The 24,169-nt window shown below is 51.2% G+C and carries 24 protein-coding genes and 1 pseudogene; 13 read left to right on the top strand and 12 right to left on the bottom strand.

Annotated elements, in window-relative coordinates:
• Positions 1-34 precede the first annotated feature (34 nt).
• The gene (locus tag D9738_RS03300; RefSeq protein WP_130206082.1) at positions 35-538 is read left to right on the top strand and encodes a GNAT family N-acetyltransferase; all 504 of its coding nucleotides are present in this window, start codon (positions 35-37) and stop codon (positions 536-538) included.
• A 45-nt stretch (positions 539-583) separates the two neighbouring features.
• Here D9738_RS03300 and rraB read toward each other — a convergent pair whose 3' ends face one another.
• The gene (rraB, locus tag D9738_RS03295) at positions 584-1,000 is read right to left on the bottom strand and encodes a ribonuclease E inhibitor RraB (protein WP_130206080.1); all 417 of its coding nucleotides are present in this window, start codon (positions 998-1,000) and stop codon (positions 584-586) included.
• A gap of 161 nt (positions 1,001-1,161) precedes the next feature.
• Here rraB and argF point away from each other — a divergent pair, with 161 nt between their 5' ends.
• On the top strand, positions 1,162-2,166 hold the full coding sequence (argF, locus tag D9738_RS03290) for an ornithine carbamoyltransferase (RefSeq protein WP_130257925.1): 1,005 nt from the start codon (positions 1,162-1,164) through the stop codon (positions 2,164-2,166).
• Between the two features lie 46 nt (positions 2,167-2,212).
• On the opposite strand, the gene tabA is transcribed toward argF, so the two are convergent.
• Positions 2,213-2,665: a toxin-antitoxin biofilm protein TabA gene (tabA, locus tag D9738_RS03285; protein WP_130216649.1), complete on the bottom strand. Its 453-nt coding sequence runs from the start codon at positions 2,663-2,665 to the stop codon at positions 2,213-2,215.
• A 259-nt stretch (positions 2,666-2,924) separates the two neighbouring features.
• Here tabA and pyrL point away from each other — a divergent pair, with 259 nt between their 5' ends.
• From pyrL to D9738_RS03260, 4 genes are all read left to right on the top strand, one after another.
• Positions 2,925-3,059 (top strand): pyr operon leader peptide, encoded by a 135-nt coding sequence (pyrL, locus tag D9738_RS03275; RefSeq protein WP_032341226.1) that lies wholly within the window; start codon positions 2,925-2,927, stop codon positions 3,057-3,059.
• Positions 3,060-3,062: 3 nt separating this feature from the next.
• Positions 3,063-3,998: an aspartate carbamoyltransferase gene (gene pyrB, locus D9738_RS03270; protein ID WP_130259539.1), complete on the top strand. Its 936-nt coding sequence runs from the start codon at positions 3,063-3,065 to the stop codon at positions 3,996-3,998.
• Between the two features lie 12 nt (positions 3,999-4,010).
• Positions 4,011-4,472 carry an aspartate carbamoyltransferase regulatory subunit gene (gene pyrI, locus D9738_RS03265; protein ID WP_000148581.1) on the top strand — a complete coding sequence of 154 codons (462 nt, stop codon included), beginning with the start codon at positions 4,011-4,013 and terminating at the stop codon, positions 4,470-4,472.
• 72 nt (positions 4,473-4,544) lie between these two features.
• Positions 4,545-4,931 carry an enamine/imine deaminase gene (locus D9738_RS03260; protein ID WP_000047542.1) on the top strand — a complete coding sequence of 129 codons (387 nt, stop codon included), beginning with the start codon at positions 4,545-4,547 and terminating at the stop codon, positions 4,929-4,931.
• A 205-nt stretch (positions 4,932-5,136) separates the two neighbouring features.
• Here D9738_RS03260 and mgtA read toward each other — a convergent pair whose 3' ends face one another.
• Together mgtA and mgtL are read right to left on the bottom strand one after the other, a co-directional pair.
• The gene (gene mgtA, locus D9738_RS03255; protein WP_130259538.1) at positions 5,137-7,833 is read right to left on the bottom strand and encodes a magnesium-translocating P-type ATPase; all 2,697 of its coding nucleotides are present in this window, start codon (positions 7,831-7,833) and stop codon (positions 5,137-5,139) included.
• Positions 7,834-7,975: 142 nt separating this feature from the next.
• On the bottom strand, positions 7,976-8,029 hold the full coding sequence (gene mgtL / locus D9738_RS03250) for a mgtA regulatory leader peptide MgtL (RefSeq protein WP_001387276.1): 54 nt from the start codon (positions 8,027-8,029) through the stop codon (positions 7,976-7,978).
• Between the two features lie 156 nt (positions 8,030-8,185).
• On the opposite strand from mgtL, the gene treR reads away from it, so the two are divergent.
• From treR to nrdG, 4 genes and pseudogenes are all read left to right on the top strand, one after another.
• Positions 8,186-9,160 (top strand): trehalose operon repressor TreR, encoded by a 975-nt coding sequence (gene treR / locus D9738_RS03245; protein WP_276320292.1) that lies wholly within the window; start codon positions 8,186-8,188, stop codon positions 9,158-9,160.
• A 46-nt stretch (positions 9,161-9,206) separates the two neighbouring features.
• Positions 9,207-9,302 (top strand): annotated as a pseudogene (locus D9738_RS24985) (hypothetical protein); the annotation flags it as partial.
• Positions 9,303-9,695: 393 nt separating this feature from the next.
• Positions 9,696-11,834, top strand: a complete 2,139-nt coding sequence (gene nrdD, locus D9738_RS03240; protein WP_130206068.1) for an anaerobic ribonucleoside-triphosphate reductase — start codon at positions 9,696-9,698, stop codon at positions 11,832-11,834.
• 123 nt (positions 11,835-11,957) lie between these two features.
• Positions 11,958-12,422, top strand: a complete 465-nt coding sequence (gene nrdG / locus D9738_RS03235; protein ID WP_064530204.1) for an anaerobic ribonucleoside-triphosphate reductase-activating protein — start codon at positions 11,958-11,960, stop codon at positions 12,420-12,422.
• A 44-nt stretch (positions 12,423-12,466) separates the two neighbouring features.
• Here nrdG and cybC read toward each other — a convergent pair whose 3' ends face one another.
• Positions 12,467-12,853 carry a cytochrome b562 gene (gene cybC, locus D9738_RS03230; protein ID WP_130206066.1) on the bottom strand — a complete coding sequence of 129 codons (387 nt, stop codon included), beginning with the start codon at positions 12,851-12,853 and terminating at the stop codon, positions 12,467-12,469.
• Positions 12,854-13,036: 183 nt separating this feature from the next.
• On the bottom strand, positions 13,037-14,389 hold the full coding sequence (pmbA, locus tag D9738_RS03225; RefSeq protein ID WP_032230414.1) for a metalloprotease PmbA: 1,353 nt from the start codon (positions 14,387-14,389) through the stop codon (positions 13,037-13,039).
• 93 nt (positions 14,390-14,482) lie between these two features.
• Here pmbA and yjgA point away from each other — a divergent pair, with 93 nt between their 5' ends.
• On the top strand, positions 14,483-15,034 hold the full coding sequence (gene yjgA, locus D9738_RS03220) for a ribosome biogenesis factor YjgA (RefSeq protein WP_130259537.1): 552 nt from the start codon (positions 14,483-14,485) through the stop codon (positions 15,032-15,034).
• 179 nt (positions 15,035-15,213) lie between these two features.
• On the opposite strand, the gene mpl is transcribed toward yjgA, so the two are convergent.
• On the bottom strand, positions 15,214-16,587 hold the full coding sequence (gene mpl / locus D9738_RS03215) for a UDP-N-acetylmuramate:L-alanyl-gamma-D-glutamyl-meso-diaminopimelate ligase (protein WP_130259536.1): 1,374 nt from the start codon (positions 16,585-16,587) through the stop codon (positions 15,214-15,216).
• A gap of 175 nt (positions 16,588-16,762) precedes the next feature.
• On the opposite strand from mpl, the gene fbp reads away from it, so the two are divergent.
• The gene (gene fbp / locus D9738_RS03210) at positions 16,763-17,761 is read left to right on the top strand and encodes a class 1 fructose-bisphosphatase (RefSeq protein ID WP_000853753.1); all 999 of its coding nucleotides are present in this window, start codon (positions 16,763-16,765) and stop codon (positions 17,759-17,761) included.
• 32 nt (positions 17,762-17,793) lie between these two features.
• Here the strand turns inward: fbp and yjfF are convergent, their stop codons facing one another.
• The 4 genes from yjfF to ytfQ all read right to left on the bottom strand — a co-directional run bounded on the left by yjfF (position 17,794) and on the right by ytfQ (position 22,416).
• A complete protein-coding gene (yjfF, locus tag D9738_RS03205; RefSeq protein ID WP_000596021.1) occupies positions 17,794-18,789 on the bottom strand; it encodes a galactofuranose ABC transporter, permease protein YjfF in 996 nt (331 codons plus the stop codon).
• Positions 18,776-19,798: a galactofuranose ABC transporter, ATP-binding protein YtfT gene (ytfT, locus tag D9738_RS03200; RefSeq protein ID WP_130206106.1), complete on the bottom strand. Its 1,023-nt coding sequence runs from the start codon at positions 19,796-19,798 to the stop codon at positions 18,776-18,778. Before ytfT ends, yjfF begins: the two co-directional genes overlap by 14 nt.
• A gap of 13 nt (positions 19,799-19,811) precedes the next feature.
• The gene (gene ytfR, locus D9738_RS03195) at positions 19,812-21,314 is read right to left on the bottom strand and encodes a galactofuranose ABC transporter, ATP-binding protein YtfR (protein ID WP_130206059.1); all 1,503 of its coding nucleotides are present in this window, start codon (positions 21,312-21,314) and stop codon (positions 19,812-19,814) included.
• A gap of 145 nt (positions 21,315-21,459) precedes the next feature.
• Positions 21,460-22,416, bottom strand: coding sequence for a galactofuranose ABC transporter substrate-binding protein YtfQ (gene ytfQ, locus D9738_RS03190; protein WP_130206057.1), 957 nt, complete (start codon positions 22,414-22,416; stop codon positions 21,460-21,462).
• A gap of 308 nt (positions 22,417-22,724) precedes the next feature.
• Between ytfQ and ppa the strand changes: the two genes are divergently transcribed.
• On the top strand, positions 22,725-23,255 hold the full coding sequence (gene ppa / locus D9738_RS03185) for an inorganic diphosphatase (RefSeq protein WP_000055075.1): 531 nt from the start codon (positions 22,725-22,727) through the stop codon (positions 23,253-23,255).
• Between the two features lie 568 nt (positions 23,256-23,823).
• On the opposite strand, the gene D9738_RS03180 is transcribed toward ppa, so the two are convergent.
• On the bottom strand, positions 23,824-24,168 hold the full coding sequence (locus D9738_RS03180) for a gamma-glutamylcyclotransferase (RefSeq protein WP_130206055.1): 345 nt from the start codon (positions 24,166-24,168) through the stop codon (positions 23,824-23,826).
• Between the last annotated feature and the right edge of the window lies 1 nt (position 24,169).

The following is a 24,169-nucleotide window of genomic DNA, read 5'->3' as shown; positions in this document are numbered from 1 at the left end:
GCTATAAATCATACATTTGAAATTGAGCTATGCTATGAATGTTGTCGTTTCGCCCGCGCTCCGTTTGCGCAAACTTACCGCCGCCGATAATCCCGCCATCGCCAGCGTCATCCGCCAGGTGTCCGCAGAGTACGGTCTTACCGCTGATAAAGGCTATACCGTCGCCGATCCCAATCTCGACGAATTGTATCAAGTGTATAGTCAGCCCGGTCATGCCTATTGGGTAGTTGAGCACAATGGCGAAGTGGTGGGCGGCGGCGGGATTGCGCCATTAGCAGGTAGTGAATCGGACATTTGCGAACTGCAGAAAATGTATTTTCTTCCCGCCATTCGCGGCAAAGGGCTGGCGAAAAAACTGGCCTTAATGGCGATGGAGCAGGCACGAGAAATGGGCTTCAAACGCTGCTATCTGGAAACGACCGCTTTTTTGAAAGAAGCGATTGGTTTGTATGAACATTTAGGTTTTCAACATATCGACTATGCACTTGGCTGCACGGGCCATGTTGATTGTGAAGTGCGGATGTTGCGCGAACTCTAAAAAAATGCCCGCTAGTGTGTGCTATCGGGCATTTTAATCAATTAATTAATGGCGAACACCGTCATCGTCTTCGTCGACATAATCTTCATCGTCGCCATCTTCGCCGTTAGGATCTTCAAAATAAGTCCCCCAACCGTCGTATTCAACGTCGAATTTCTCTGCCAGGTTCATCAATTGCTCAACCTGGGCATCGATCAGATCGGCATTCAACGCGCATTCGCTGACGATGTCACAGCAAATTACGATATCGCCATCTTCCACTTCCAGCTCTTCCGGATCGGTCACTTCGTAACCGAGTTTAAACGCTTCAACCGCTGCTTTTTCCAGGGTTTCCAGATCGTCTGCGGAAAGGTGATGTTCGATGGTGTACAGCGCGTCCGGATCGCTGCCATCTTCCAGTAATTCTTCAATAATCAAACGTGTTTCTTCACGCTGTTCTTCGAGTTGTTCCGGGTTTGCCATGACTTATTCCTCTTAATGTCCTGCTGATACTCTTATTGTCACACACCACTGACATTGCCTCCACCTTTGTGACAAAGTTTTATGCTTTAGGCTTGCAAATGAATATTCATACATATAAATTGAATTTTAATTCATTATGGCGTAAGCCACAGGAGGGATCTATGTCCGGGTTTTATCATAAGCATTTCCTGAAATTACTTGATTTCACGCCAGCTGAACTCAACACCTTGCTCCAGCTAGCCGCTAAACTAAAAGCAGATAAAAAAAGCGGTAAAGAAGAAGCCAGACTCACCGGTAAAAACATCGCGCTCATCTTCGAAAAAGACTCAACCCGTACCCGATGCTCTTTCGAAGTTGCCGCATATGACCAGGGCGCTCGCGTTACTTATCTCGGCCCGAGCGGCAGCCAGATTGGCCATAAAGAGTCAATTAAAGATACCGCCCGCGTGCTTGGCCGCATGTATGACGGTATTCAGTATCGCGGCTATGGTCAGGAGATTGTCGAAACACTGGCGGAATACGCTGGCGTCCCGGTATGGAATGGGCTGACCAATGAGTTCCACCCCACGCAACTGCTGGCAGATCTGCTGACCATGCAAGAACATTTACCGGGTAAAGCGTTTAATGAGATGACGCTGGTCTACGCCGGAGATGCCCGCAATAACATGGGGAACTCGATGCTGGAAGCGGCCGCGCTGACCGGTCTGGATTTGCGTCTGGTGGCGCCACAGGCATGCTGGCCAGAATCTTCGCTGGTTACGGAATGCCGCGCCCTGGCACAACAAAATGGCGGGAATATTACCCTGACAGAAGATGTCGCGACTGGCGTTAAAGGTGCTGACTTTATCTATACCGATGTGTGGGTATCAATGGGTGAAGCAAAAGAGAAATGGGCTGAACGGATTGCATTGCTGCGTGATTATCAGGTGAATAGCAAGATGATGCAGTTAACTGGTAACCCGGAGGTCAAATTCCTCCACTGCCTGCCCGCGTTTCATGATGACCAAACAACGCTTGGCAAAAAGATGGCTGAAGAATTTGGCCTACATGGTGGGATGGAAGTAACGGACGAGGTTTTCGAATCTCCCGCCAGCATTGTTTTTGATCAGGCGGAAAACCGTATGCATACTATCAAAGCGGTAATGGTCGCGACGCTTGCCAAATAATTTCAGTACCGGAGGCGGCTTCACGTCGCCACCGGCAGGTACTCGCTTAAGCCATCAGCATCTTAACAACCGCTTTGCGAACCTGAGCAGGCTCACCCACTGCGCACAGCGGTTTGTGCACTTCACCCGGATAAAACACAACAAAATCGCCTTCATTAAGGATAACTGTTTTCTCTTCAATACCTTCAGGCAAAAAGGCGATGTCTTTATCAGCTAACCAGTCAGTATCCGGCGTACCCGCAGGTTGTGTGCTAAAAGTCATTCCTTCCTGCCCTTTTAACACAATCTGGATGTCGAGATAGCGGGCATGATACTCCGCGCGACGCGCTTCATACGGCTCAGTCATATCTTCAGAGATAAGATAAAACAGACGGTTGCCTTCGATATCGTGCTTACCTTTTGGCGTTTCTGCCGTAACGTGCATTTTGATATGTTCAATGGCCTGGCGTAACTCTTCTGGCAACCACGGCTGGAGATTATGAATATTTCCGATGATCATCTTTTTCATTCCTCAATTAAAACAATGTTTCATTTCTCTCGTTATACGTAATTCCTTACTGCCATACCAGCATTTTTTGCTGTCCGATTGCGCCAAAGCATGTTTTTCTGCCCGCTTGCCACAAAAAAAATATTGTTAAAAACTCAATTTTAAAGCATATAAATTCACTACAATCGTTTACCTGGGTAATTTTTTGCATTGATTGCTTGATCCCACTTTCTGGCTGAGTATAATGCCGGACAATTTGCCGGGAGGATGTATGGTTCAGTGTGTTCGACATTTTGTCTTACCGCGTCTGAAAAAAGACGCTGGCCTGCCGTTTTTCTTCCCGTTGTTCACCTATTCCCAGCCCCTCAATCGAGGGGCTTTTTTTTGCCCTGGCGTCAGGAGATAAAAGATGGCTAATCCGCTATATCAAAAACATATCATTTCCATAAACGACCTTAGTCGCGATGACCTTAATCTGGTGCTGGCGACAGCGGCGAAACTGAAAGCGAACCCGCAACCAGAACTGTTGAAACATAAAGTGATTGCCAGTTGCTTCTTCGAAGCATCAACCCGCACCCGCCTCTCTTTCGAAACCTCGATGCACCGCCTGGGCGCTAGTGTGGTGGGATTCTCTGACAGCGCAAACACCTCACTGGGAAAAAAAGGGGAAACGCTGGCTGATACCATCTCGGTTATCAGCACTTACGTCGATGCGATTGTGATGCGCCATCCACAGGAAGGTGCGGCACGCCTGGCAACCGAATTTTCCGGCAATGTACCGGTACTGAATGCCGGTGATGGCTCCAACCAACATCCGACGCAAACCTTGCTGGATCTGTTCACCATTCAGGAAACCCAGGGACGTCTCGACAATCTTCGCGTCGCAATGGTCGGCGACCTGAAATATGGTCGCACCGTTCACTCCCTGACCCAGGCGCTGGCGAAGTTCGACGGCAACCGTTTTTACTTCATCGCGCCGGACGCGCTGGCAATGCCGCAATACATTCTGGATATGCTCGATGAAAAAGGTATCGCCTGGAGTCTGCATAGTTCCATTGAAGAAGTGATGGCGGAAGTGGACATTCTGTATATGACTCGCGTGCAAAAAGAGCGTCTGGACCCGTCCGAATACGCCAACGTAAAAGCACAGTTTGTCCTGCGCGCCAGCGATCTCCACAACGCCAAAGCCAATATGAAAGTGCTGCATCCGCTGCCGCGTATTGATGAAATTGCGACGGATGTCGATAACACGCCGCACGCCTGGTACTTCCAGCAAGCAGGCAATGGGATTTTCGCTCGCCAAGCGTTACTGGCACTGGTTCTGAATCGCGATCTGGTACTGTAAGGGGAAATAGAGATGACACACGATAATAAATTGCAAGTTGAAGCTATTAAACGCGGCACGGTAATTGACCATATCCCCGCCCAGATCGGATTTAAGCTGTTGAGCTTGTTCAAGTTAACCGAAACCGATCAGCGCATCACCATCGGTCTGAACCTACCTTCCGGCGAGATGGGCCGCAAGGATCTGATCAAAATCGAAAATACCTTTTTAAGTGAAGATCAAGTAGACCAACTGGCACTGTATGCGCCGCAAGCCACGGTAAACCGTATCGACAACTATGAAGTGGTCGGCAAATCACGCCCCAGCCTGCCGGAACGTATTGATAATGTGCTGGTCTGCCCGAACAGCAACTGTATCAGCCATGCAGAACCGGTTTCTTCCAGCTTTGCCGTGAGAAAACGCGCCAATGATATTGCGCTCAAATGCAAATATTGTGAAAAAGAGTTTTCGCATAATGTGGTGCTGGCCAATTAATTGCGGTTGGTAATAAATGTCAGGCTCCCTATAATGAGCCAGACTTTTTACCGCTGTAATAAAGGAGAAATCATGAGCAAAACTATCGCGACGGAAAATGCACCCGCAGCTATCGGTCCGTATGTTCAGGGCGTTGATCTGGGCAGTATGATCATCACTTCCGGTCAGATCCCGGTAAACCCGAAAACTGGCGAAGTACCGGCAGACGTCGCTGCACAGGCGCGTCAGTCGCTGGATAACGTAAAAGCGATCGTGGAAGCGGCAGGTCTGAAAGTGGGCGATATCGTTAAAACCACCGTGTTTGTGAAAGATTTGAACGATTTCGCAACCGTAAACGCCACTTACGAAGCGTTCTTCACCGAGCACAATGCCACCTTCCCGGCACGTTCTTGCGTTGAAGTTGCACGTCTGCCGAAAGACGTGAAGATTGAGATCGAAGCGATCGCTGTTCGTCGCTAATCTTGATGGAAATCCGGGCTATCATGCCCGGATTAAGTCTGATGACAAAAGCAAAATCGCCTGATGCGCTACGCTTATCAGGCCTACGTGATTCCTGCAATTAATTGAATTTGTAGGCCGGATAAGGCGTTTACGCCGCATCCGGCATGAACTAAGCTCACTTTGTCTGCAATCTGAATCCGGGCCACCATGCCCAGTTAATTCTTTACTGCCAGCCGTAACGACGACTATAAATCCCTTTAACCAACTGCGTTAACACCATATACCCTGCCAGAATCGCAATCAGCCACGGGAAGTAACTTAACGGCAGTGCCTGCAGTTGCAGATAACCAGCCAGCGGTGAAAACGGCAACGCGATCCCCACGACTATCACGATCGCGGTCATCGCCATCAATGGCCACGACGCACAACTCTGAATAAACGGCACACGGCGGGTGCGGATCATATGCACAACCAGCGTTTGCGACAGTAATCCCACCACAAACCAGCCCGACTGGAACAGCGTTTGCGTTTCCGGCGTATTGGCATGAAATACCCACCACATCAGGCAAAACGTCAGAATATCGAAGATCGAGCTGATCGGTCCGAAGAAGATCATAAAGCGCCCCAAATCCGCCGGATTCCAACGCTGCGGCTTTTGAATTTGCTCGTCATCAACGTTATCAAACGGAATCGCCACCTGTGACACATCGTACAGCAGGTTTTGAATAAGCAAGTGTAACGGCAACATCGGCAGGAAGGGCAAGAAAGCACTCGCCACCAGCACGCTGAACACATTACCGAAGTTCGAACTCGCCGTCATTTTGATGTATTTCAACATGTTGGCAAAAGTTCGGCGTCCTTCAATAACCCCCTCTTCCAGTACCATCAGGCTTTTTTCCAGCAGAATGATATCAGCCGCTTCACGGGCAATATCTACCGCACCGTCCACAGAAATGCCGATATCCGCAGCGCGTAAGGCGGGCGCATCATTAATACCATCGCCCATAAAGCCAACCACATGCCCTTCGCGCTTTAGCAAGGTCACGATGCGTTCTTTATGCATCGGCGTCAGGCGGGCAAACAGTGTGGTACGTTGCGCCAAGCTTGACAGTTCATCGTCATTTAGCGTTTCAATATCACTACCAATTACCACCTCTCCCGCATCTAGTCCCACTTCATGGCACACTTTCGCCGCCACTAACTCACTGTCGCCAGTAAGGATTTTGACGGTAATTCCACTCGCTTTTAATGCCTTCAGTGCCGGAGCGGTTGTCTCTTTTGGCGGATCAAGGAAAGCAATATATCCTTCGAGGATCAGGTCGGATTCATCCGCCCGCTGATAATCCCCTTCACGCGCGGGCAGATATTTCGTCGCCACCGCCACCACACGCAACCCCTGACGATTAAGCGTATTTGTAACCCGCTTAATCTTACGCAGCATGGTGTCATCGAGCGGAACAATCGCGCCATTGTGACGCACCTGCGAACATACATTAAGGATTTCCTGCAATGCGCCTTTGCACACCAGTTGATGGTGTTCGGCATTTTCTGCCACTACCACCGACATCCGGCGACGCTCGAAATCAAAAGGAATTTCATCCACTTTCTGCCAACGACTGGCCAGCGAGCGCGCTGACTTTTCATCTATACCTTCCAGCACCGCCGTATCAAGTAGGTTTTTAAGTCCGGTCTGGTAATGACTGTTCAACCACGCGCTATGCAGCACGCGCTCACTGGTTTTACCGGAGATATCGGTATGATTCTCCAGCACAATTTTATCTTGCGTCAGGGTGCCTGTTTTATCAGTGCACAGAATATCCATTGCACCAAAGTTCTGAATCGCGTCCAGATGTTTGACAATCACTTTCTGTTTCGACAGTTTTACTGCTCCACGCGCCAGCGTCGAGGTGACAATCATCGGCAACATTTCCGGCGTTAAGCCTACTGCTACCGAAAGCGCGAAAAGTGCCGCTTCCCACCAGTCGCCTTTGGTGTACCCGTTGATCAACAGCACCACAGGCGCCATCACCAGCATAAAGCGAATCAGCAGCATACTGACGCGGCTGATCCCTTGCTGAAAAGCATTCGGCTCGCTTTCCTGCTCGCTGACACGCCCCGCCAGTTGACCAAACCAAGTGTTGGCACCTGTGGCAATCACCATTGCTTGTGCCGTACCGCTCACCACGGTGGTGCCCATAAAACACAGGGTATCGCACTCCAGCGGATTGCTGTGCTCTGGCTGGCGAGTGGTTGCGGCTTTTTCCACGGGCAGAGACTCACCGGTTAACGATGCCTGGGCGACGAACAGATCCCGCGCCTGCAAAATACGTAAATCTGCCGGGATCATATCTCCCGCCGCCAGTTTAATAATATCGCCAGGCACCAGCTGATCGATCGGGATCTCCAGCCAGCCATTTTCGCCTTTATCGTTAATTACGCGCAGCACCGTCGCAGTATTACTGACCATCGCTTTCAGGGCATCTGCTGCTTTGGTGGAGCGCGCTTCCTGAATAAAGTTCAGCAACGTAGAAATAGCTACCATTAACGCAATAACGCCCGCGGCAAATAAATCTTCCGTGGCGTAAGAAATGCCGCCGAGGATCGTGAGCAAAATATTAAAGGGGTTGCGATAACAGACCCACAAATGTACCCACCACGGCGACGGTTGTTGCGCGGGTAGTTTATTTTCACCGTGTTGTTCGCAGGCTAATTCCACTTCCGCCTGATTTAACCCTTCTGGATGCGTGCCGAAGGTTTTCCATAATTCCTTTTCTGGCATCACCGCCATTTTCAGGCAATGCGCGCTTAAGGAAGGCGGGATCGGAATATTCGCTGTCTGTTGCGCACCAGGCAACGGATCGCGATGGACCAGACGAGAAGGTAAATGGCGAATGAGCCGGGTAAAAATTTCTTTAAACATAGGAAGTCCCTCCGCACCCTGTAAGCATGGTGCAGAAAATATCTTCAGGCGTCGCAAAGCCTTACCTGAAGGTAATAAACATGAGCTGGGACGTTAAAACGTCACGGCCTTACACATCCGGTAATGCCGTGAAAAGACGGGCTTACCGGAAAAGTTTTAATCTCCGTCGAGGGAGAGGCGTGGGATCAGGTTCCATATAACCTCCGGTAAGTGAAAAAAGCGCCGCAAATAATAAGGAGAATCCAATAATATTCGTAGCATTTATGCCGATATAATATCTGCAAGCAACTAAACCAACGATAAACCAGACTTTACCCATTGCTGAATGCGTGGGTAAAGTTAGGCTCAAATAATTAAACGCAAATTACGGGACAACAGGATGCAAAATCGGCTGACCATCAAAGACATTGCTCGTTTAAGCGGCGTGGGGAAATCCACGGTTTCCCGAGTGCTGAATAACGAAAGTGGCGTGAGTCAGCACACGCGCGAGCGCGTGGAAGCAGTGATGAATCAGCATAGATTTTCCCCTTCCCGATCCGCGCGTGCTATGCGTGGGCAAAGCGATAAAGTGGTTGCTATTATCGTCACCCGTCTGGATTCGTTATCAGAAAATCTCGCCGTTCAGACGATGCTGCCGGCATTCTATGAACAGGGTTACGATCCGATCATGATGGAAAGCCAGTTTTCGCCACAGCTGGTTACTGAACATTTAGGCGTTCTGAAACGTCGCAATATTGACGGAGTGGTGCTGTTCGGTTTTACCGGCATAACGGAAGAAATGTTAGCTCACTGGCAATCATCTCTGGTACTGCTGGCGCATGACGCAAAAGGTTTTGCTTCGGTCTGTTATGACGACGAAGGGGCGATTAAGATTCTGATGCAATGCCTCTACGATCGGGGGCATCGCAATATCAGTTATCTTGGCGTACCACACAGCGACATTACCACTGGTAAGCGGCGTCATGAGGCTTATCTGGCATTTTGCAAAGCACATAAACTACATCCCGTCGCCGCCCTGCCCGGCCTGGCCATGAAGCAAGGTTACGAGAACGTGGCAAAAGTGATTACGCCAGAAACCACTGCGTTGCTGTGCGCAACCGACACGCTGGCGCTCGGGGCATGTAAGTACCTGCAAGAGCAACACATCGACACACTGCAACTGGCGAGCGTCGGTAATACGCCGTTAATGAAGTTTCTCCATCCGGAGATCGTCACCGTTGATCCAGGCTACGCCGAAGCCGGACGTCAGGCTGCCAGCCAGTTGATCGAACAGGTAACCGGACGCAGCGAACCTCAACAAATCGTCATCCCAGCAGCCCTTTCCTGAGAGTTACCTTCTACCAGATTTATCCAAAGAGTGTTCAGAACACTACTGGCAGCTTCTGATGTATAGCTTTGAAGAAACCTCACCACAACTCTGTGCCACGACATTACGGTCTTTTGAGGCTGTCTGGTGGTTTCAGAGATAATCCCTCTCCAGACCATGCTAAAGCGAGTATTTCCGGGGACTTACCGGGTAGTATATTGTTTTTGTTGATTTTATAACCAGAAAATCATCAAAAAATTTACACATCGCTCTAGCGCCCGCCATCCGTACTCTCTGCTTTTTACTTTGAGCTAAATCAAAAAAAACGCAAACATCCTTAATGCAAAGCACTATATATAGACTTTAAAATGCATCTAAACCCAATATGTTGTATCCATCGTCTAAACTTGCAACAAGATACACATCAACGAAGCCGACACAATTGTGGATAAAGCGAATTGGGATTGCAGTAAATCCCCGTAACAAGAGCTGAATAAACCGGGGCGCACTTCCCAACTTTCTGTGGATAACCTGTTCTTAAAAATATGGAGCGATCATGACACCGCATGTGATGAAACGAGACGGCTGCAAAGTGCCGTTTAAATCAGAGCGCATCAAAGAAGCTATTCTGCGTGCAGCTAAAGCAGCGGAAGTCGATGATGCAGATTATTGTGCCACTGTTGCCGCTATCGTCAGCGAGCAAATGCAGGGGCGTAACCAGGTAGATATCAACGAAATCCAGACCGCTGTTGAAAACCAACTGATGTCTGGCCCGTACAAACAACTGGCCCGTGCATATATTGAGTACCGTCACGATCGCGACATTGAACGTGAAAAACGCGGTCGTCTGAACCAGGAGATCCGTGGTCTGGTCGAGCAGACTAATTCCTCGCTGCTCAATGAAAACGCGAATAAAGACAGTAAAGTCATTCCGACCCAGCGTGACCTGCTGGCCGGGATTGTTGCTAAACACTATGCACGTCAGCACCTGCTGCCGCGTGACGTGGTGCAGGCGCATGAACGTGGTGATATCCACTACCACGATCTCGATTACTCGCCGTTCTTCCCAATGTTCAACTGCATGTTGATCGACCTGAAAGGCATGCTGACGCAAGGCTTTAAGATGGGGAATGCCGAGATTGAACCGCCGAAGTCGATCTCTACAGCTACCGCAGTAACTGCGCAAATTATTGCTCAGGTCGCCAGCCATATTTATGGTGGCACCACCATTAACCGTATCGACGAAGTTCTGGCGCCGTTTGTCACCGCCAGCTACAACAAACACCGTAAAACCGCGGAAGAGTGGAGCATTCCTGACGTCGAAGGTTACGCTAACTCTCGTACCATCAAAGAGTGCTACGACGCATTCCAGTCGCTGGAATATGAAGTAAATACCCTGCACACCGCCAACGGTCAGACGCCGTTTGTGACCTTTGGCTTTGGTCTGGGTACCAGCTGGGAATCGCGCCTGATTCAGGAATCTATCCTGCGTAACCGTATCGCGGGCCTGGGTAAAAACCGTAAAACCGCCGTGTTCCCGAAACTGGTGTTCGCAATTCGCGATGGTCTGAACCATAAAGTGGGCGATCCGAACTACGACATCAAACAACTGGCGCTGGAGTGCGCGAGCAAGCGCATGTATCCGGATATCCTGAACTACGATCAGGTAGTGAAAGTCACCGGTTCGTTTAAAACCCCGATGGGCTGCCGCAGCTTCCTCGGCGTGTGGGAAGACGAAAACGGTGAGCAGATCCACGATGGTCGTAACAACCTCGGCGTGATCAGCCTGAACCTGCCGCGTATTGCTCTGGAAGCAAAAGGCGATGAAGCCACCTTCTGGAAGCTGCTGGATGAACGTCTGGTGCTGGCACGTAAGGCGCTGATGACCCGTATCGCTCGTCTGGAAGGCGTGAAAGCGCGCGTAGCCCCGATCCTCTATATGGAAGGTGCTTGTGGCGTGCGTCTGAATGCAGACGACGACGTGTCTGAAATCTTCAAAAACGGTCGAGCGTCTATCTCGCTGGGTTACATCGGTATCCACGAAACCATTAACGCGCTGTTCGGCGGCGAGCATGTTTACGACAACGAGCAGCTGCGTGCGAAAGGTATTGCGATTGTTGAACGTCTGCGTCAGGCGGTGGATCAGTGGAAAGAAGAAACCGGCTACGGTTTCAGCCTCTACAGTACGCCGAGTGAGAACCTGTGCGACCGCTTCTGCCGTCTCGATACCGCTGAGTTTGGCGTGGTGCCGGGCGTGACCGATAAAGGTTACTACACCAACAGTTTCCACCTCGATGTGGAGAAGAAGGTGAACCCGTACGACAAGATCGACTTTGAAGCGCCTTACCCGCCGCTGGCGAACGGTGGTTTCATTTGCTACGGCGAGTATCCAAACATTCAGCACAACCTGAAGGCGCTGGAAGATGTCTGGGATTACAGCTATCAGCATGTGCCGTATTACGGCACCAACACGCCGATCGATGAATGCTACGAATGTGGCTTTACCGGCGAGTTTGAGTGCACCAGCAAAGGCTTCACTTGTCCGAAATGTGGTAACCATGACACCTCCCGTGTGTCGGTAACTCGCCGCGTGTGCGGATATTTAGGTAGTCCGGATGCGCGTCCGTTTAACGCCGGCAAGCAGGAAGAAGTTAAGCGCCGCGTTAAACATTTGGGAAATGGGCAGATCGGTTGATCTCCACGCTGCGTTAAGCAAATGCCGGATGTGATGTGAAAGCGTCGCATCCGGCGTTGATTGCAGGATGTGGCGTAAACCGCCTTATCCGGCCTACACGCGGACTGATAAGCCAGGCGAAATATGAACTTCCATCAATACTATCCTGTCGACATCGTCAACGGCCCCGGCACTCGTTGCACCCTGTTTGTCTCCGGGTGTGTTCATGAATGCCCCGGTTGCTATAACAAAAGCACCTGGCGGGTAAATTCCGGTCAGCCATTTACCAAAGAAATGGAAGACCAGATCATCAACGATCTGAACGACACTCGCATCAAACGCCAGGGCATTTCCCTCTCCGGCGGCGATCCGCTGCATCCGCAAAACGTGCCGGATATTCTGAAACTGGTACAACGCATCCGTGCCGAATGCCCGGGTAAAGACATTTGGGTGTGGACAGGGTATAAACTCGACGAACTCAACGCTGCACAAATGCAGGTTGTTGATTTGATTAACGTGCTGGTTGATGGCAAGTTTATGCAGGATTTAAAAGACCCTTCCTTGATCTGGCGCGGCAGCAGCAACCAGGTGGTACACCATTTACGTTGATAAGCTCCCTGTTACCTGAGTGCAGGCAACAGGGAAATAAGGAATTAACGATACTTCTTGTGATATGAATTGCGGGTCGTTTTCAGTTGCTCTGCGGCGGCCTGCGCTTCTTTTACTTTACCTTCATTAGCCAGCTTCAGCGCGTCGTCAATCTGGCCAACCAGAATGTCGAAACCGTGGCGGAAGTCTTTCATTTCCGGGCTGTCTGGCGATTTTCCTTCCAGCTTCGGCGGCGTTGCTTTTTGCGCATCCAGCGCCGCGGCACGCATTTTGGTTAACGCGTCTTTGACTTGCGCCGCGTTATCCGCTTTTTCGACCACTTTTAAATTGTCGTTGAGGGTTTCCATATTGTCTTCCAGCTCAGCGGCAAACGACACCGAACTGAATACCAACGAGGAGACTGCAAGAATAGCTAACAGGCTTTTACGCATTGCTCACTTCCTTTTTTATTTACACTTCATCCTTCACACTGCCTCATCGACGGCTACGCTCATTCGCCCGAGTCACGTACTACGAGTACGCTCCCCGGCCCTCATTCACTTTCCGTCTCGATGCAGTGCGAATGATTTTGTGTAATTTTTTAGTTTATAGCGCGGCAGGTCGCGCCAGTTTTTTTACTGTCCGGCGATTTTCATCTCCGGCAACAGCACAGAACCACACTGTATATTACTGCGTGTTTCAATATCGTTACCGACGGTGACAATATTGCGCCACATATCTTTTAAATTACCTGCGATGGTGATTTCGCTAACCGGATACTGAATTTCGCCGTTTTCTACCCAGAAGCCCGCCGCACCACGGGAATAATCACCGGTAATTGCACTCACGCCCTGGCCCATCAATTCCGTCACCACCAGCCCAGTGCCCATCTCTTTGAGCATCTGCTCGAAGCTTAGACCTTGTCCGGCAATGCGCCAGTTGTGAATACCGCCCGCGTGTCCGGTGCTTTTCAGCCCCAATTTGCGCGCCGAGTAGCTGGTCAGCAGCCACTGAGTCAGGATGCCATCTTTAATAATGTCGCGACGTTCGGTGCGAACACCTTCGCTGTCGAATGGCGTAGATGCCAGCCCTTTCAGCAGATGCGGATGCTCTTCAATGGTCAGCCAGTCCGGCAGAATTTGTTTACCCAGCGAATCCAGCAGGAAGGTGGATTTACGGTAAACCGATCCACCCGCTATCGCCCCAACCAGATGCCCAAAAAGCCCGGTTGCCACTTCATTGGCAAAAATGACCGGCGCTTTCATGGTGGAGAGTTTACGCGGTGACAGACGCGATAAGGTACGGCGAGCGCAGTCGGCCCCGACCCACTCTGGCGTTTGTAGATCGCTCATCGCGCGGCCAATGGTGTAGGCATAATCACGCTCCATATCGCCATTTTCTTCGGCAATCACGCAACTGGAGAGCGAATGACGCGTTGAGCAGTAGCCTTGCAACATACCGTGGCTATTACCGAAAACTTTGACGCCGTAATGGCTGTTAAAACTGCCGCCTTCGGTGTTGGTAATGCGTTTATCCGCCTGTAATGCCGCCTGTTCAGCACGGGCCGCCAGTTCAATGGCTTCGTCTGGAGAGACTTCTGCGGGGTGGAACAAGTCAAGATCCGGCGCGTCGAAAGCCAGCAGTTCTTTATCTGCCACGCCTGCATACGGATCTGGCGAAGTGTAACGCGCAATATCCAGCGCCGCCTGTACGGTGCGTGCAATGGCCTGCGGGCTTAAATCGGTGGATGATGCGCTACCTTTGCGGTTCTGGTGATAAACGGTTATCCCCAGCGCGCCATCACTATTGAATTCGACATTCTCCACTTCACCATAGCGCGTACTAACGCTAATGCCGGTGGTCTTGCTGACGGCAACTTCCGCACCGTCCGATTTGCCTGAGGCCAACTCCAGCGCAGTCGAAACTGCTTCTTCCAGAATCTTGCGCTGCGCTTCAACTTGAGAGATTACTTTCATTGCAAGTGCCATAATGTAGAGAGTTTCTCTGAAGTCTAACAGAGAACCGTTTTTCAGTGCGCATCTTAACTGGTAACATTAGCCTCTTTTTTTAAGGAGCCTGACATGACTAAGCAGCCCGAAGACTGGCTCGACGACGTTCCCGGTGATGACATCGAAGACGAAGACGATGAAATTATCTGGGTCAGTAAAAGTGAAATTAAACGTGACGCCGAGGAGCTAAAACGCCTGGGCGCAGAAATTGTTGATCTGGGGAAAAACGCGCTGGATAAGATCCCGTTAGATGCGGATCTGCGTGCGGCTATTGAGTTAGCCCAGCGTATTAAGATGGAAGGTCGCCGCCGCCAGTTGCAGCTCATTGGTAAGATGCTGCGCCAACGCGATGTAGAGCCTATCCGTCAGGCGCTGGATAAGCTGAAAAACCGCCACAACCAGCAGGTGGTGTTGTTCCATAAACTGGAAAACCTGCGCGATCGTCTGATCGATCAAGGGGATGATGCTATCGCTGAAGTATTGAATCTGTGGCCAGATGCCGATCGTCAGCAACTGCGTGCTCTGATCCGCAACGCGAAGAAAGAGAAAGAAGGGAATAAGCCGCCGAAATCCGCACGCCAGATTTTCCAGTATCTGCGCGAGCTGGCAGAGAACGAAGGGTAATTTTCGTTGTTGATGTGAGTATGGTTTGCCGGATGCAGTGCACCGCCAGATCTGTAGGCCTGATAAGACGCGTCAAGCGTCGCATCAGGCGCTATGCTCAAATGCCGGGTGCGGCGTCAACGCCTTATCCGGCCTACAAAAGCACGTTGCCCCTGTAGGCCTGATAAAACGTCTCAGGATTACTGCACAGCTTCCGCTTTCTTCGCCAGACCATCCAGCAGTTTCTGATGGATCCCACCAAAACCGCCGTTGCTCATCACCAGAATATGGTCGCCAGGCTGAGCGGTTTTCACCACCATTTCTGCCAGCGCATCAACATCTCCACTCCAGTGCGCAGGCTGAATACATGCTTCTGCCACTTCAGCTACCTGCCACGGAATATGTGACGGTTGCAGCAGGAAGACTTCATCGGCACGACCTAATGACGGTGCCAAATCATCTTTGCAGACGCCCATCTTCATGGTGTTGGAACGCGGCTCAAGCACGGCAATAATACGCGCCGTACCGCCAACTTTGCCGCGCAGCGCCGCCAGCGTTGCCAGAATTGCCGTTGGGTGATGGGCAAAATCGTCATACACCGTCACGCCATTAGCTTCGCCACGCAGTTCCAGGCGGCGACGGGCATTGATAAACAATCCCAGCGCGTTAGCAGCATCAGCCGGTGCGATGCCAACATGACGGGCCGCAGCAATCGCCATCAAACCATTGTGCATATTATGTTCGCCCACCAGCGACCATTTCACTTCGCCCACTTTTTCGCCATCCAGCAAGACTTCCCATTCGGAAGCGTCAGTGGTCAGCTTTTTCGCCTGCCAGTGACCTTGCTCGCCCACCAGCTCCTGTTCACTCCAGCAGCCCATCGCCAGGGTTTGTTTCAGGTTGATGTCGTTTTCCGGCCAGATAATACGCCCCTGACCAGGAACAATACGCACCAGATGGTGGAATTGTTTCTGAATCGCTTTCAGGTCGTCGAAGATATCGGCGTGGTCGAACTCAAGGTTGTTGAGGATCAGCGTTCGCGGGCAGTAATGAACAAACTTAGAGCGTTTGTCGAAGAAGGCGCAGTCATACTCGTCTGCTTCGATAACAAAGAAGTCGCTTTCGCCCAGGCGTGCAGAAACGTCAAAGTTCCCCGGTACTCCACCGATCACAAAACCTGGTTTATAGCCGCACTGTTCCAGAATCCAGGTCGCCATTCCCGCGGTGGTGGTTTTACCGTGTGTACCGGCAACGGCCAGCACCCAGCGGTCGCGCAGCACAAAATCGTGCAACCACTGCGGACCTGACATATATGGAATGTTTTTTTCCAGTACCGCTTCCACACACGGATTTCCACGGGTCATGGCGTTGCCAATAATCACCAGATCCGGCTGAGGATCGAGCTGGCTGGCATCATAACCCTGAATCAGTTCAATGCCTTGCTTCTCAAGTAAGGTGCTCATCGGCGGATACACATTGGCGTCCGAACCCGTTACTTCATGGCCCAACTGGCGCGCCAGAATCGCCAGACCGCCCATAAACGTGCCACAAATTCCTAATATATGAATGCGCATACGTCACTATCCTTTTTTAATCTACCGTTCATTTTACGCATATGTCGGGCAACAGAGAAACGCATTTCAGGATAATCCGTAATTTGCTGGCGCGATTCACCTGAGCGCAACATTGAGATTATTTGTTAAGATTATTGCGGTCGCTTTACTCCATAAACATTGCAGGGAAAGTTTTATGAAAACGTTAGGTGAATTTATTGTCGAAAAGCAGCACGAGTTTTCTCATGCTACCGGTGAGCTCACTGCTTTGCTATCGGCAATAAAACTGGGCGCCAAGATTATTCATCGCGATATCAACAAAGCTGGACTGGTTGATATCCTGGGTGCCAGCGGTGCTGAGAATGTGCAGGGCGAGGTTCAACAAAAACTCGACTTGTTCGCTAATGAAAAACTGAAAGCCGCACTGAAAGCACGCGATATTGTTGCGGGCATTGCATCCGAAGAAGAAGATGAGATTGTCGTCTTTGAAGGTTGTGAACACGCAAAATACGTTGTGCTGATGGATCCGCTGGATGGCTCGTCCAACATCGATGTTAACGTCTCTGTCGGTACCATTTTCTCCATTTACCGCCGCGTTACACCGGTCGGCACGCCGGTAACGGAAGAAGATTTCCTCCAGCCTGGTAACAAACAGGTTGCTGCAGGTTACGTGGTATACGGCTCCTCTACCATGCTGGTTTACACCACCGGATGCGGTGTTCACGCCTTTACTTACGATCCTTCGCTCGGCGTTTTCTGCCTGTGCCAGGAACGGATGCGCTTCCCGGAGAAAGGAAAAACCTACTCTATCAACGAAGGGAACTACATTAAGTTTCCGAACGGGGTGAAGAAGTACATTAAATTCTGCCAGGAAGAAGATAAATCTACCAACCGTCCGTATACCTCACGTTATATCGGCTCGCTGGTCGCGGATTTCCACCGTAATCTGCTGAAAGGCGGTATTTATCTCTACCCAAGCACTGCCAGCCACCCGGACGGCAAACTGCGTTTGCTGTATGAGTGCAACCCGATGGCATTCCTGGCGGAACAAGCGGGCGGTAAAGCGAGCGATGGCAAAGAGCGTATTCTGGATATCATCCCGGAAACCCTGCACCAGCGTCGTTCGTTCTTCGTCGGCAACGACCATATGGTTGAAGATGTCGAACGCTTTATCCGTGAGTTCCCGGACGCGTAATCTCCTGCGCCTCTCCACACGGAGAGGCCTTTTTATCGCTGCGCAATGTTGACTCTTGTCACTGGCGAACTCTGACGATTCTCCCACAACACCGTTAACCCACGCTGTAAGGCAATAAAAATGAATAACAAAATGCCGATGGCGATTTTCGTCCACCATGAGCTCAGCGTGCCGTCAAAGTTTATGTAAGTCTGGATCAGTCCCTGAATCGCCACACCAAATAGTGTTCCCAGCACCGTTCCCACCCCACCACTTAACAACGTACCGCCAATCACCACCGACGCGATAGCGTCCAGTTCCACACCTACGCCCGCCAGCGCATATCCGGCCTGGGTATAAATCGAGAAGACAATTCCTGCCAGCGTTGCCAGTCCGGTAGAGAGCATATAAATGCGAATAGTGGTGCTGCGAGTGGAAATCCCCATCAGGTTTGCCGACGTCGCGTTGCCGCCAATGGCGTATACCTGATTACCAAAACGGGTACGATGCGCGAGGAATATGCCGATAACCACCACCGCCAGCATCAGCAGTCCCATCGCACTTAAGCGACCGCCGCCAGGGATTTTCCACGCAAGGCTTGAGAGCGTGTCATAAACAGGATGATTTATCGGGATCGACTCTTCCGAAACGAGATAGCTGACGCCACGCAAAAAGAACATTCCCGCCAGAGTAATGATAAACGCCGGGATCTTCAGGGCGTCGATCAGAAGCCCCATAAATGCGCCGAAGGCACAGCCCATCACCAACACCAGCGGAAACGCCAGCAGCGGTGAGAGACCGAAATCGCCAATCACTTTCGCCAGAAACACGCCGGTAAAGGCGATCACCGAACCGACAGAGAGATCGATCCCACCGGAGAGGATCACAAAGGTCATGCCAACGGCAATGATCCCAAGAAAGGCGTTATCGGTCAGGATATTGCAGATCACGCGCGTGGAAGCAAAACCGGGAAACTGGGTCAGGCAGTAGAGATAGCCCAGCACAAAGACGCCGATGGTGATCATAAGCGGCAGGTTACGTTTTATCACGGCTACGCACTCCTTTAATCAGACTGATAAAGCGTTGCGACTGGACAATCAGCACGCAAAGCACCACCACCGCTTTCACCACCTGGTTCATCTCTGGCGGAAAGCCCGAAAGCAAAATTCCGGTATTCATCCCCTGAATAATCAGCGCCCCCACCACCGAAAGCAGCAGGTTAAAGCGCCCGCCCATCAGCGATCCGCCGCCAATTACCACCGCGAGAATGGCGTCCAGCTCCAGCCATAACCCAGCGTTATTGGCATCGGCACCGCGAATATCCGCCGCCACGATAATGCCCGCGATTGCCGCACACAGCCCGCTCAATACGTAGGTGAGCATGACGATGATTCGTGTGTTGACTCCGGCATTTTTTGCCGCCCGAATGTTGATGCCAACGGCTTCAATAAACATCCCCAGCGCCGTTTTGCGGGTCAACAGCCAGAAGAAGAGGAGCGTCAGCACAGCGATAATGACTGGCGTTGGCAGGAACAATAGCGATCCGCTGCCGAACCATGAGAGATCCGGCGAGTTGAACGTGACGATCTGCCCGGAGGTGATCAGTTGAGCCACACCGCGCCCGGCAACCATCAGGATCAGGGTGGCAACAAACGGCTGAATTTTGAGGATCGCCACCAGTATGCCGTTCCACAATCCAGCCAGAATTCCGGTACCCAGGGCGCTTAACAAAACAATTGGCAGGCTGAACCCCGCGACCGTCATCGCAGCCGTTGTGGCTCCGGCGATGGCCATCACCGCCCCTACGGAGAGATCAATCCCCCCCGTAGCGATCACCAGCGTCATGCCAATCGCCAGTAACGCAACCGGGGCGGCGCGATTAAGAATGTCGATAGGACTACCGAACAAACGCCCATCCTGAAGCACCACCTGCCAGAAATGCGGGGCCACCAGGCTATCGACCACCAGCACCAACAATAGCGCCACCAACTGCGGCATCCCCGTCGGCCAGCGAAAGCGCTTTTTCGACGACGCGGTGTCAGGGAGAGATTGAGGCATCACACTGTTCTCCTTACGCCGCAATGGCGTTCATGATCGCCGGAACGGAAAGCTCTGCCAGCGGGATCTCCGCCACCTGTTTGCGATCGCGCATGATAATCACCCGATCGGCATAGCCCACCAGTTCTTCCAGTTCGGAGGAGATCACCAGCAGCGCCAGACCGTCAGCGCACAGCGTTTCAATCAGGCGAATGATCTCGGCATGGGCGCCAACGTCAATGCCACGCGTTGGCTCATCGAGGATCAGAAATTGCGGACGAGTCAGCAGCCAGCGTGAGAGCAACACTTTTTGCTGATTGCCGCCGGAGAGAAATTCAATCGGTTGTTCGCTGGAAGGAGTACGAATGCCCAGCTGACGGATAAAGCGTTCGGCAATCTCTTGCTGTTCTTTACGGGAAATCGGCCGTAGCCAGCCGCGCTGGGCCTGGAGAGCGAGGATGATATTTTCCCGCACCGAGGCGGCGGCGATGATGCCATCGGTTTTCCTGTCTTCCGGGCAAAAGCCGATGCCCAGTACCGAAGCCTGATGTGGCGATCGCAGGGTTTGCTGTTTGCCTTTGATCAGCGCCGTGCCGCTATCGGCTGGTTTGATGCCGAAGATCACTTCAGCGGTTTCGGTACGTCCTGATCCCAGCAAGCCTGCCAGACCGACGATCTCGCCGGGGCGTACTTCCAGATCAAACGGCGCGATCGTTCCTTTCTTGCCGTAATCTTTAAACGCTGCAACAGGATTGTCACTAAGCAATGTTCTTCCGGCACGCTGTAGCGCATGAGTATCCAGCTCACGCCCCAGCATCATTTTCACCAGTTCGATCTGCGGTAGCTCGCGGGTTTCCCGACAGCCAACAAAACTGCCGTTGCGTAAGACGGTGATCCGATCGCTGACCTGATAGACCTGATCGAGAAAGTGAGTAACGAAGATCAGGCTGACGCCGCGATCGCGCAACTGGCGCATCAGGCCAAATAATAACTCCACTTCCTGAGTGTCGAGACTGGCGGTGGGTTCATCGAGGATTAGCACTTTGGCGGAGAGATCGATGGCCCGACAAATGGCGACGATTTGCTGCATCGCAACTGAAAAGCGGTTGAGCGGTTCACGCACGTCGAGGGAGAAACCGTAAGATGCCATCAGTTCGGTGGCGCGCTTTTCCATCTCTTTACGTCGTAGCAGGCCGAAACGCTTAGGTTCGCGACCTATGAATAGATTATCAGCGACCGACATATTGGGTAGCAGGTTAACTTCCTGATAGACAGTGCCGATGCCGAGCTGCTGTGCGTGGGCGGTGTTTTTCGGTGAAATAACCTGACCTTCCAGCCAGATGGTGCCGCGATCGGCATGGTAAACGCCGGTAAGTGCTTTGATTAACGTTGATTTACCCGCCCCGTTTTCACCGAGTAGCGCCATAATTTCACCACGGCGCAGGCTGAAATCAACGTTATCTAACGCTTTGACGCCAGGGAAAAATTTGCTTAATCCTTCGGTACGGAGGATTTCCTGGTGTTGGTCGGTCGTCATGGTTTCCCCCGAAGTAAAGCGTGCTCCCGCCAGGCCTGTAAGACGCGCCAGCGTCGCATCAGGCACCAGTGCACAACTGCCGGATGCGGCGTAAACGCCTTATCCGGCCTACGAGTCGGTATCAGGCATTAATGCCTGATACGTCTCAATACCCCATGTTTTTCTTCTTCTCTAACTCTTCTTTTGCGGTATCAGGCAGGTAAAGGGTGGACTTGGTCAGCGTCAGTTTTTCAGGCATGGTGCCGTCCTTTTTATATTTCTCCAGCGCGTCAAAGGCGGGTCCCGCCATGTTTGGCGTCAGTTCAACGCTGGCGTTCGCTTCGCCATCAATCATCGCTTTGTAGATGTCCGGCACGCCGTCGATAGAGCCTGTCAGGATATCTTTGCCCGGTTTCAGGCCCGCTTCTTTAATTGCCTGAATTGCGCCAATCACCATGTCGTCGTTATGGGCGTAAACCATGCAGATGTTTTTGCCGTTGTTTTCCGCTTTGATAAAGCTCTCCATCACTTCTTTACCTTTACTACGGGTGAAGTCACCGGACTGCGAGCGGATGATTTTAATATTTGGCGCATTCTTAATGGCTTCGGCAAAGCCTTTCTTACGGTCAATGGCGACGCTGGCCCCAACGGTGCCCTGTAACTCAACCACGTTACACGGTTTACCATTGATCTCTTTGACCAGCCAGTCACCGATCAACTTGCCTTCAAGAATGTTGTCGGCGGTGACGGTGGTCATATAGAGAGATTTGTCTTTCACGTCGATGGAACGGTCAAGCAAAAAGACCGGAATTTCGGCTTCCTTTGCTTCTTTCAAAACAGGTTCCCAACCCGTTGCAACCACCGGGGCGATAAAGATGGCATCTACCCCTTGCGCGACAAAGGAACGCACTGCTTTAATCTGGTTTTCCTGCTTTTGCTGACCATCGGCAATTTTCAGTGTGATACCGCGTTTCTCGGCCTCACTTTTCGCCACATTAGTTTCTGCTGCGCGCCAGCCGGATTCGGATCCAACCTGCGAAAATCCTACGGTTAACGGAGCTGCCAACGCCATAGACGACATGGCTGCCGAGACTGCAGAGACTACAAGTAAGCGTTTCCACATAGGGTTGTCCTCGTCGGGGTGATTATTATTGGTGAAAAGATGTTCGCGAAAAAACTATAGACAATTGGTTCTGTAACAGATTGCGTTACATCACACTTCAAAAAAGTAAATACATCGTTAATCACAAGTTTGTAATCGCTTTCATATCACTATGAAAAATGCGGCTACGGTTATGGATTTTCCAGCTCTGCGAACCGTCTTAAAACTGGCGAAAAAGGAAAATGAGAGCGAAAACAAGCGAAGACATTCGGCGCGAGTTGGCTATAATACTCGGCACTTGTTTGCCACATATTTTAAAGGAAACAGACATGAGCTTACTCAACGTCCCTGCGGGTAAAGATCTGCCGGAAGACATCTACGTTGTTATCGAAATCCCGGCTAACGCTGATCCGATCAAATACGAAATCGACAAAGAGAGCGGCGCACTGTTCGTTGACCGCTTCATGTCCACCGCGATGTTCTATCCGTGCAACTACGGCTATATCAACCACACTCTGTCTCTGGACGGTGACCCGGTTGACGTTCTGGTCCCGACTCCGTACCCGCTGCAGCCGGGTTCTGTGATCCGTTGCCGTCCGGTTGGCGTTCTGAAAATGACCGACGAAGCTGGTGAAGATGCGAAACTGGTTGCTGTTCCGCACAGCAAACTGAGCAAAGAATACGATCACATCAAAGACGTTAACGATCTGCCGGAGCTGCTGAAAGCTCAGATCGCTCACTTCTTCGAGCACTACAAAGACCTCGAAAAAGGCAAGTGGGTGAAAGTTGAAGGTTGGGAAAACGCTGAAGCCGCTAAAGCTGAAATCGTTGCTTCCTTCGAGCGCGCAAAGAATAAATAAGTTCTTAGATACTCTAAATAATTCAACTTGCAGGACAAAACGCCAGCGGCGTTTTGAACAACGCTTGCGTTGGCCCTGAAAGGGCGAGGCCTAAGGCCGAGTAACGCGACAAGTGAGTGAATCCCCTGGAGCTTACAGAAGTAAGTGACTGGGGTGAATGAACGCAGTCGCAGCACATGCAACTTGAAGTATGACGAGTATAGCGCAATAACCCTGAACGCCGGCCTTCGGTTAGTAAGGGTTTTTTTATGCCCGCAATTTATAAACTATCTACTCCACTATTATTATTTTCAGCAGTTGAAAGGCTTGAACGGTAAGAACAAGCTAAACTCGACCACCATTTTGCTGTTCATAGCCACTTGCTGGAAGTTAGCCGACCTCACTCATACTCACCGTTCAAAGCGTGCCCCCGTTTTACCCCTGCACATTTGTGAACGCCAGCAGAGTTTTTTATGCGATTGCAGATATGGAAAGCGGCTCGGAGAGAAAAGCAAAAGATGTGAAAGTTACAAAAAAATCGCGAGATACATCGCAAAAAACAACGCCACCCGAAGGTGGCGTGTTTATATTATGACTGATCCCTGTCTAACCAGTCACCGCTTTCAATCAGCGTTAATCCATCGACGGGTCGTTGATAAACGTACATCCATGCACTCCCGTACGGCGTCTGAATCAACTGGCGCGCGTATTCACCGCCCCTGGTGCGCAAGGCATCAAGTTCGGCCAGCGTGGCGTTGTCAATACGATAAACTTCACCATGTACCGTTCCGTTTCCCGGAACTGCGCCTGGATAGTGGCCCAGGCTATACAACTGGTAGTTATCGATACTGAAATCGCCCAGCAACTGGGCATTTGTCATCCAGTGGCTGTTGCCTTGTTTGTGACGTAAACTGCCGTAGACAAATATTCGCATA

The sequence above is a fragment of the Escherichia sp. E10V5 genome (assembly GCF_004212315.1).
Classification (GTDB): Bacteria; Pseudomonadota; Gammaproteobacteria; order Enterobacterales; family Enterobacteriaceae; genus Escherichia.
This window is presented reverse-complemented; position numbering and strand designations above follow the sequence as displayed.